Source organism: Candidatus Erwinia dacicola (genome assembly GCF_001756855.1).
Lineage (GTDB): Bacteria > Pseudomonadota > Gammaproteobacteria > Enterobacterales > Enterobacteriaceae > Erwinia > Erwinia dacicola.
Map to the genome: position 1 here is coordinate 1 of NZ_MAYS01000065.1, position 8,791 is coordinate 8,791.

Annotated in this window: 8 protein-coding genes and 2 pseudogenes; 6 read left to right on the top strand and 4 right to left on the bottom strand. The window is 55.8% G+C overall.

What is annotated here, in order from left to right; genetic code table 11:
• Window positions 1-121 precede the first annotated feature (121 nt).
• The 4 genes from BBW68_RS20095 to lolB form a co-directional block, all read right to left on the bottom strand.
• Window positions 122-247 carry a hypothetical protein gene (locus tag BBW68_RS20095; protein ID WP_261791482.1) on the bottom strand — a complete coding sequence of 42 codons (126 nt, stop codon included), beginning with the start codon at window positions 245-247 and terminating at the stop codon, window positions 122-124.
• A gap of 366 nt (window positions 248-613) precedes the next feature.
• A complete protein-coding gene (prs, locus tag BBW68_RS01720) occupies window positions 614-1,561 on the bottom strand; it encodes a ribose-phosphate diphosphokinase (RefSeq protein ID WP_102135742.1) in 948 nt (315 codons plus the stop codon).
• A 137-nt stretch (window positions 1,562-1,698) separates the two neighbouring features.
• Window positions 1,699-2,562: a 4-(cytidine 5'-diphospho)-2-C-methyl-D-erythritol kinase gene (gene ispE, locus BBW68_RS01725; RefSeq protein ID WP_070133744.1), complete on the bottom strand. Its 864-nt coding sequence runs from the start codon at window positions 2,560-2,562 to the stop codon at window positions 1,699-1,701.
• Complete coding sequence (gene lolB, locus BBW68_RS01730; protein WP_070133745.1) at window positions 2,559-3,185, bottom strand: lipoprotein insertase outer membrane protein LolB; 627 nt, start codon at window positions 3,183-3,185, stop codon at window positions 2,559-2,561. Before lolB ends, ispE begins: the two co-directional genes overlap by 4 nt.
• A 225-nt stretch (window positions 3,186-3,410) precedes the next feature.
• Between lolB and hemA the strand changes: the two genes are divergently transcribed.
• The 6 genes and pseudogenes from hemA to kdsA all read left to right on the top strand — a co-directional run bounded on the left by hemA (window position 3,411) and on the right by kdsA (window position 8,728).
• Window positions 3,411-4,667, top strand: a complete 1,257-nt coding sequence (hemA, locus tag BBW68_RS01735) for a glutamyl-tRNA reductase (RefSeq protein ID WP_070133746.1) — start codon at window positions 3,411-3,413, stop codon at window positions 4,665-4,667.
• A gap of 37 nt (window positions 4,668-4,704) precedes the next feature.
• Window positions 4,705-5,787, top strand: a complete 1,083-nt coding sequence (gene prfA / locus BBW68_RS01740; protein WP_070133747.1) for a peptide chain release factor 1 — start codon at window positions 4,705-4,707, stop codon at window positions 5,785-5,787.
• The gene (gene prmC / locus BBW68_RS01745) at window positions 5,787-6,623 is read left to right on the top strand and encodes a peptide chain release factor N(5)-glutamine methyltransferase (protein ID WP_070133748.1); all 837 of its coding nucleotides are present in this window, start codon (window positions 5,787-5,789) and stop codon (window positions 6,621-6,623) included. The genes prfA and prmC overlap by 1 nt, the downstream gene beginning before the upstream one ends.
• 11 nt (window positions 6,624-6,634) lie before the next feature.
• Window positions 6,635-7,035, top strand: a pseudogene (locus tag BBW68_RS01750) (SirB2 family protein).
• Window positions 7,032-7,845 (top strand): annotated as a pseudogene (sirB1, locus tag BBW68_RS01755) (invasion regulator SirB1). The pseudogenes BBW68_RS01750 and sirB1 overlap by 4 nt, the downstream one beginning before the upstream one ends.
• Before the next feature lie 28 nt (window positions 7,846-7,873).
• Window positions 7,874-8,728, top strand: a complete 855-nt coding sequence (kdsA, locus tag BBW68_RS01760; RefSeq protein ID WP_070133749.1) for a 3-deoxy-8-phosphooctulonate synthase — start codon at window positions 7,874-7,876, stop codon at window positions 8,726-8,728.
• Window positions 8,729-8,791 lie beyond the last annotated feature (63 nt).

Consider the following 8,791-nt stretch of genomic DNA (forward strand, 5'->3'; position numbering starts at 1 on the left):
ACACGCTGGAGCGCCTGAACAAAGAGGTGAAGCAGCGTAAGCCAGTCTTAAATTTCAGCGCTGCTATCACCCTTTAGCGCAATCAACGCCAGTCAGCCGGTCTTTCCTTTTGCCCGCTCACTCACCTGCTGTCGAGCGTTACCAGACAGCGCCAGATGGCTGCCGCGCACAGCAGCGTAATCATCATCAGGACCAGCAATAACTGCTGAAAAGCCTGTTCCGCCAGCCCCAACTTGGACTCCTTCAAGTTATCTGCTGTCGCTGTGCAGTGAGGAAGCGACACATCGTGAAAGCGAGCGGCTGCGGCGTTATATAAAAGATGCTAGGTTACCTACGGGTAAATCGGTGTCGGAATATAACTTCGCACTTAACGAAGTGTTTGCGGCGGCGGATTGCAGAGCGTACTGGAGGAATAGCTTAGCAATAGCGGGCAGTTTTCCCTGCTGTAGCCGTGCAATCGTCACTTGCTGCCCAAGCTGCGCGTACTGATTAACTATTTGGCGGAACACATTGCGCTGTGCAGATAAAAAGGGACAGATGAGAATCTGCCCCTTTTTGTTCGGGTTAAGCGGAAAAAAAAGGTCAACCTCTGCGCCAAATGATCGAACTGTGATTAATGCTCAAACATCGCAGAGATAGACTCTTCGTTGCTAATACGGCGGATTGCCTCGGCTAGCATGCCTGACAGGGTGAGGGTGCGGACGTTTGGCAGCGCTTTAATCTCTTCCAACAGTGGAATGGTGTCGCACACAACCACTTCATCAATCATCGAGTTACGCAGGTTTTTGACCGCGTTACCGGAGAAGATAGGGTGGGTTGCGTAGGCGAACACGCGCTTCGCACCGCGCTCTTTCAGCGCTTCCGCTGCTTTACACAGGGTGCCACCAGTATCGATCATGTCATCAACCAGCACGCAGTCACGGTCAGCCACATCACCGATGATATGCATCACCTGTGAGACGTTGGCGCGTGGGCGACGTTTGTCGATGATGGCCATATCGGTGTCGTTCAGCAGTTTGGCAATAGCGCGGGCTCGAACCACTCCGCCGATGTCTGGGGAAACCACAATCGGGTTTTCTAGGCCAATCTGCAGCATATCTTCAAGCAGGATCGGGCTACCAAATACGTTATCAACAGGGACGTCAAAGAAGCCCTGAATCTGTTCAGCATGCAGATCCACAGTGAGAACGCGGTCAACGCCAACGCTGGAAAGGAAATCGGCGACAACTTTGGCGGTAATGGGCACACGGGCGGAACGCACGCGGCGGTCCTGACGTGCATAACCAAAGTAAGGGATCACCGCGGTAATACGACCAGCGGAAGCACGACGCAGGGCGTCAACCATCACAACCAGTTCCATCAGGTTGTCGTTGGTTGGTGCACAGGTGGACTGGATGATAAAAATATCACCACCGCGTACATTTTCATTAATTTGCACGCTCACTTCACCATCACTGAAACGACCAACGGCGGCGTCGCCCAAGCTGGTGTGAAGGCGGTTGGCAATACGTTGTGCTAGTTCCAGGGTAGCGTTACCAGCAAAAAGCTTCATATCAGGCACGAGAAGAACCTCAGGCTTTGCGTCCAGAGAATGAAATATCGTAAACAGCACTGTGCGGAATGCTGTTCACTGTTTCATACGGGTGTGCGTCACTTAGAGCAGCAGTGCTGCGTCTGGAATGGAGTGACACTGTCAAATCAACTCAATTGCCCTGAAATTCTGCGGTGCAACGGCGAGATACTAACACCTCGCGCAACAAACCCCTGCAGATTTTTTGGGGCCAGCCCAAGCACTTGGCGGGCGGCGGACTCGGTGTCGAATTCTGCAAACACACAAGCACCCGTTCCAGTCAGGCGTGACGGCGCGTATTCTAGCAGCCAAGAAACAAGTTGTTCAACCTCGCGAAAACGATTTCTTACGACAGCTTCACAATCATTGTGGAACTCGGTGCATAATAACTGGCTGATTTCCCTTACTGGCGTGTCGCGAGTCAACTGCGGATCGTTGAAAACCAGCGGGGTGGCAATGCTTACCCCGGGGTGCATCACCAGATACCACTTCTTCGCTGGGTTAACCGGGGTCAGCTGCTCACCCGCACCTTCGGCAAAGGCGGCGAAGCCGTGAACAAACACTGGCACGTCGGTGCCAAGCTGCAGGCCAAGTTCTGCCAGCTGCGTCAAGCTCAGCCCGGTTTGCCACAGGTGGTTAAGCGCCACCAGCACCGTGGCCGCGTTCGAGGAACCGCCGCCCACTCCACCACCCATCGGTAAGCGCTTCTCAATGGCAATCTTTGCCCCGATAGAGTCAGGCAGGCAACCGAGGGTCGCTGCCCGCTCGCGCAGCAGCCTTGCGGCGCGTACAATCAGGTTCTGCGCATCCGGCACGCCCGCCACCGGCGTCAGAAGCGCAATCTCGCCGCTGTCGTCGGCTTCAATTGTCAGCGTGTCGCCATAGTCAAGAAACTGAAACAGCGTTTGCAGATTATGGTAGCCGTCGGCGCGACGGCCTGTAATGTAGAGAAATAAATTCAGCTTTGCCGGGGCAGGCCAGGTTGTGATCATTTTACCGTCCAGCTGTCCATCTTCAGTTTGATGCACTGGCTGCCTTCACGCAGTTCGAGGTTCGATGGCAGCTGCGGGTTCAGCTTGCCGTCATAACCTTGGTAAGTCACGTGCCACTGCTTACCGTCCTGGCTGTAGTTCAGTTCGCGCAGGTGGTACTGGTCGTCAAGTTGATAATCGGTAGCGTCGCCCGGCAGGCCGATCATCCACTGACGTAAATTATCGAGCGGAATGCTCATGCCGGTTAGCTGAGAGATTATCTTCGCGGCATTGTTACTGACGTAGCGCTTGCCCTTATTATCAATAATTTGTGCGGTCTGGCCCTGCTGGTCCAGCTGCAGCTCGGTGCTGCCGAGTGGATTGGTTAACAGCAGGCGATAGCGATCTGGCGCGGTCTGCTGCCAGTTAAAACGCGCATACACTTTTTGCTGCTCGGAGAGGTAGGCGAAGGCGCCAAGAGTCTGATACTGGGTGATTTTTTCCGCCGACTGCTGATGCTCACGCCACTGCGGCGTATCGGCGCTTTTGCCCGGTCCCTGTGGCTGGGTGGGCGTAACGCAGGCGGTTAACAGCATGCTGGCAAGGGGGATAAGCCGCAGCAGGCGGCGGTTTGGCGATAGCATAATCAGTCAGCTCCTCAGACTTGGTTCGGGCATACTTGCCGCAATCAACCGCTCACGCTAACCAGCTAACCGGGCCGCGTCAATGCTCGAATTGTCTTATTTGACCTGTTGTCGGTATAGCTTGTTACAGGGATAGGTGAACCATCACTTTTATTGATCTCGCTCATCTTGTAGAATGCGCCTCACAAAACCATGATAACTGTGGGATTAACCCAACCTCGCACCATGACGTTACTGGCACTCGGCATCAATCACAAAACGGCACCTGTGGCTCTGCGCGAACGCGTTACGTTCTCGCCGGACACGCTGGATCAGGCGCTTAACAGCCTGCTGGCACAGCCGCTGGTTCAGGGCGGCGTTGTGCTGTCTACCTGTAACCGTACCGAGTTGTATCTGAGCGTTGAACAGCAGGAAAACCTGCAGGAGCAGCTGGTGTCGTGGCTGTGTGATTACCACCATCTGAGCGTGGAAGAAGTGCGTAAAAGCCTCTACTGGCATCAAGGTGACGAAGCGGTCAGCCATCTGATGCGCGTTGCCAGCGGCTTGGATTCGCTGGTGCTCGGTGAACCGCAGATTTTAGGTCAGGTAAAAAAAGCCTTTTCCGACTCCCAGCGCGGCCATTCGATCTCCAGCGAACTGGAGCGCATGTTCCAGAAAACCTTCTCCGTCGCCAAACGCGTGCGCACCGAAACCGAAATTGGTGCCAGTGCGGTATCCGTCGCGTTTGCCGCCTGTACACTGGCGCGTCAGATCTTCGAATCGCTATCGACCGTTACCGTGCTGATGGTCGGAGCGGGCGAGACCATCGAGCTGGCCGCGCGCCATCTGCATCAGCACAAGGTGAAGAAGTTGATCATTGCTAACCGTACCGGCGAACGTGCGCAGGTGCTGGCGGATGAAGTCGGGGCTGAGGTGATAGGCTTGGCGGAAATCGATGCACGCTTGGCAGAAGCTGACATTATTATCAGTTCTACGGCCAGCCCGCTGCCTATTATCGGCAAAGGGATGGTAGAGCGTGCGCTGAAACAGCGCCGCAACCAGCCGATTCTGCTGGTGGATATTGCCGTACCGCGTGACGTGGAGCCGGAAGTGGGCAAGCTGCCGAACGCCTATCTGTACAGCGTGGATGACCTGCAGGCGATTATTGAAAGCAATATGACCCAGCGCCAGGCGGCTGCCGTTCAGGCTGAAACCATCGTGGTGCAGGAAAGTAGCGAGTTTATGTCTTGGCTGCGCGCGCAGAGCGCCGTTGAAACCATCCGCGACTACCGTTCGCAGGCAGAGCAGGTCGGGGAAAAGTTGCAGGCGCGGGCGATTGCCGCGCTGCAGCAGGGTGCCGATCCCGAAGCGGTGATGCGCGACTTGGCCCACAGACTGACCAACCGTCTGATCCACGCTCCAACCAAATCTCTTCAGCAGGCCGCCCGCGATGGCGATGGCGAACGCCTGCAAATTTTACGCGATAGCCTCGGGCTGGAATAGCGTTTAATCCTATATTTTACAAGGTAAAACTACACGAATGAAGCCTTCTGTTATTGCCAAGCTGGAAGCCTTGCATGAGCGCCACGAAGAAATTGAGGCGATGCTGGGCGATGCTGGTGTGATTGCCGATCAGGAGCGTTTCCGCGCTTTATCCCGCGAATACGCACAGCTTACCGACGTCAGTCAGTGCTTCCGTCAGTGGCGGCAAACCCAAGAAAACATTGAAACCGCCGAAATGATGCTGGATGACGCTGAAATGCGTGAGATGGCACAGGAGGAGCTGAAAGAGGCGCGTGCCGCCAGCGAAGGGCTGGAGCAGCAGTTGCAGGTGCTGCTGCTGCCGAAAGATCCGGATGATGAGCGCAACTGTTATCTGGAAATTCGTGCCGGAACCGGCGGTGACGAAGCGGCGATTTTTGCCGGCGATCTGTTCCGCATGTACAGCCGCTACGCCGAATCGCGCCGCTGGCGTGTCGAAGTGATGAACGCCAACGAAGGCGAGCACGGCGGCTATAAAGAGGTAATTGCCAAAGTGATTGGCGAGGGTGCCTATGGCCGCCTGAAGTTTGAATCCGGCGGTCACCGTGTGCAGCGCGTACCGGAAACCGAATCTCAGGGGCGTATCCACACTTCAGCCTGTACCGTGGCGGTGCTGCCGGAAGTGCCGGAAGCGGAACTGCCGGAAATTAATCCGTCCGACTTGAAAATCGATACCTTCCGTTCATCGGGTGCCGGTGGTCAGCACGTTAACACCACTGACTCCGCGATCCGTATTACCCACCTGCCAACCGGCATCGTGGTGGAGTGCCAGGACGAACGTTCCCAGCATAAAAACAAAGCCAAAGCGCTCTGCGTGCTCGGTTCGCGTATTCGAGCCGCCGAAATGGCGCGCCGTCAGGAGCAAAAGTCGTCGACCCGTCGCAACCTGCTCGGCAGCGGCGACCGTTCGGACCGCAACCGCACCTATAACTTCCCGCAGGGCCGCGTCACCGATCACCGCATCAACCTGACCATTTACCGTCTGGATGAAGCGATGGAAGGCAAGCTGGACGCGCTAATTGAGTCGATTGTGCAGGAATACCAGGCCGATCAGCTGGTTGCACTTGCCGGGAACGAGTAGTGCAAATTCGTGTCTGGCTGCGAGCGGCGATAGCCCGTCTCAGCAGCAGCGAAAGGCCGAAGCGCGATGCGGAGATCCTGCTGGCATGGGTGAGCGGCAAATCCCGCGCTTGGCTGATCGCCTTTGACGATGCCGTGCTGGACGACAGCCAGCTGGCCGTACTGGAGAGTCTGCTGGCTCGCCGCGCCGCTGGGGAACCGGTAGCGTACCTCATAGGTGAACGTGAATTTTGGTCGCTGCCGCTCAGCGTGTCGCCCGACACCCTGATCCCGCGCCCGGATAGCGAAGTGCTGGTTGAGCAAGCGCTAAGCTGGCTTCCTGCCGACCCGTGCGCGATTCTTGATCTCGGTACCGGCACCGGTGCGATTGCGATTGCGCTAGCCAGTGAACGCACTGACTGCCAGGTGACCGGCGTTGACCGCATCGCGGCAGCGGTGGCGCTGGCGCAGCACAATGGGGCGAAACTCAATCTGCCTAACGCCCGCTTCCTGCAAAGTGACTGGTTTTCGGCGCTGGCCGCTCAGCGTTTCCAGCTGATTGTCAGTAACCCCCCCTATATCGATGCCGCCGACCACCATCTGTCGCAGGGCGATGTGCGTTTTGAGCCCGCCAGCGCGCTGGTGGCTGACGATCAGGGCTTGGCCGATATCAAAATTATTGCCTCTTGCGCCGGGAATTATCTGGCGGATAACGGCTGGCTGCTGCTGGAACATGGCTGGCAGCAGGGTGAAGCGGTGCGGCAAATCCTGCGCAAAAACAGTTTCTGTCAGGTGGAAACATGTCAGGATTATGGCGGCAACGACCGCGTAACGCTCGGGCAGATAACGCGTAATTAAGGAACTTTTATATGGCCGCATGGTACCTTCCACTTAAAAATTTTCATCTGTTAACCGTCGCCATCACCGCTGAGCTGTTTCTGCTGCGCTTTTACTGGTTGCAGACCGGTTCAGCCATGCTGCAGCGGCGCTGGGTGCGTATTGTGCCGCATCTCAATGACACGCTTTTGCTGCTCTCTGGCGTGCTGCTGGTCACTATTACCCACTTTTACCCGTTTACACCGCAGGGCAACTTGCTGACTGAGAAGCTGTTTGCCGTTATAATCTATATCGCGCTGGGCAATATTGCCTTGGGACGACGTCCGCGCGCGCAAAAAATACTCTGGATAGCGTTCATTGTGGCGTTAATTGCCCTTGTGTGGCCATCGTTCAGTTAGCCACCACTAAAATGCCATTGCTGGGGTTTGTATGACGTACATCGCTGATTTTGATTTTACCGCAGCGCCGCTGAGTGAGGCGGTGATCGCTGCGTCGCTGGCGATATGCAGCAACTTTCCGGCTGAAGACGTCAGAAAGCAGTTGTCGGCACTGGTTGCTGAAGCACGCGCAGGGATCCCCGCCAGAGCTGGCCGCCGACTTACAGGTTGAGCAGCTCATCGCGCTGTTCTGGGGCCGATGGGGTTTTGGTGGCGCAAGCGGCGTTTATCGCCTGTCGGATAATTTGTGGCTGAATAATGTGTTATGTACCCGCTAGGGCACCGCGGTGTCGCTGGGGGTGATTTTTCTGCATATTGCAGGCTCGCTCGATCTGCCGCTGTTCCCGGTGATCTTACCGACGCAGCTGATGCTGCGCGCCGAGTGGATCGATCAGGATATGTGGCTGATCAATCCGTTTGATGGCGAAACCTTAGATGAGCACACCCTGGAAGTGTGGCTGAGGGGCAACATCAGGCTGATTGCCGAACTGTATGATGATGATTTACAGGAAGCCGAACCGCTGGCGGTCCTGCGCAAAATGCTCGACACGCTGAAATCATCCCTAAGATGAGAAGCAGATGGAAATGGCGCTGCACTGCACGTTAGCTAGGTGCTGGTGCAGATGAATCCGGAAGACCCGTATGAGATCCGTGACCGCTGGCTGATTTTCGCCCAGCTGGAGTGTGGACACGTGGCGTTGAACGATTTGACCTACTTTGTTGAGCAGTGCCCGAAAGATCCGGTCAGCGAAATGATTAAGGTGCAGATCCACTCTGTTGAGCAAGAACAGATTACCCTTCACTAAACGCAGTGAACTCTATAAAGGCGAAGATATGAATCAGAAAGTGGTAAGCATTGGCGACATTAACGTCGCAAACGACCTGCCGTTCGTGCTGTTTGGCGGGATGAACGTGCTGGAATCGCGCGACTTGGCGATGCGTATCTGTGAGCATTACGTCACCGTAACCCAGAAGCTGGCTATTCCCTACGTGTTCAAAGCCTCGTTTGATAAAGCCAACCGCTCATCCATCCACTCTTACCGTGGCCCGGGCCTCGAAGAGGGGATGAAAATCTTCCGAAAAATTAAGCAGGAGTTCGGCGTGAAAATCATCACCGACGTGCACGAAGCCAGCCAGGCACAGATCGTGGCCGACATGGTTGACGTGATCCAGCTGCCTGCCTTCCTCGCTCGCCAGACAGATCTGGTGGAAGCAATGGCGAAAACCGGCGCGGTAATCAACGTCAAGAAGCCGCAGTTTGTCAGTCCTAGCCAGATGGGTAACATCGTGTATAAGTTCGCTAAAGGCGGCAACGATAAAGTGATCCTATGCGATCGCGGTGCTAACTTCGGTTATGACAACCTGGTGGTCGACATGCTGGGCTTCAACGTTATGAAGCAAGTATCGAACAACAGCCCGGTGATTTTCGACGTGACTCATGCGCTGCAGTGCCGTGACCCGATGGGCGCGGCTTCCAGCGGTCGTCGCGGTCAGGTTTCTGAACTGGCGCGTGCTGGTATGGCCGTTGGCATTGCCGGCCTGTTTCTCGAAGCGCATCCGGACCCGGCGAATGCCAAGTGCGATGGCTCGTCCGCGCTGCCGCTGGACAAGCTGGAGCAGTTTCTGAAGCAGATGAAAGCTATCGATGACCTAGTAAAAAGCTTCCCTGAACTCGATACCAGCAACTAAACTTCCTTTCTCCTGCGGGCCAGATATTCTGACCCGCTCTTTATCCGGCACTGTTGCAAAGAT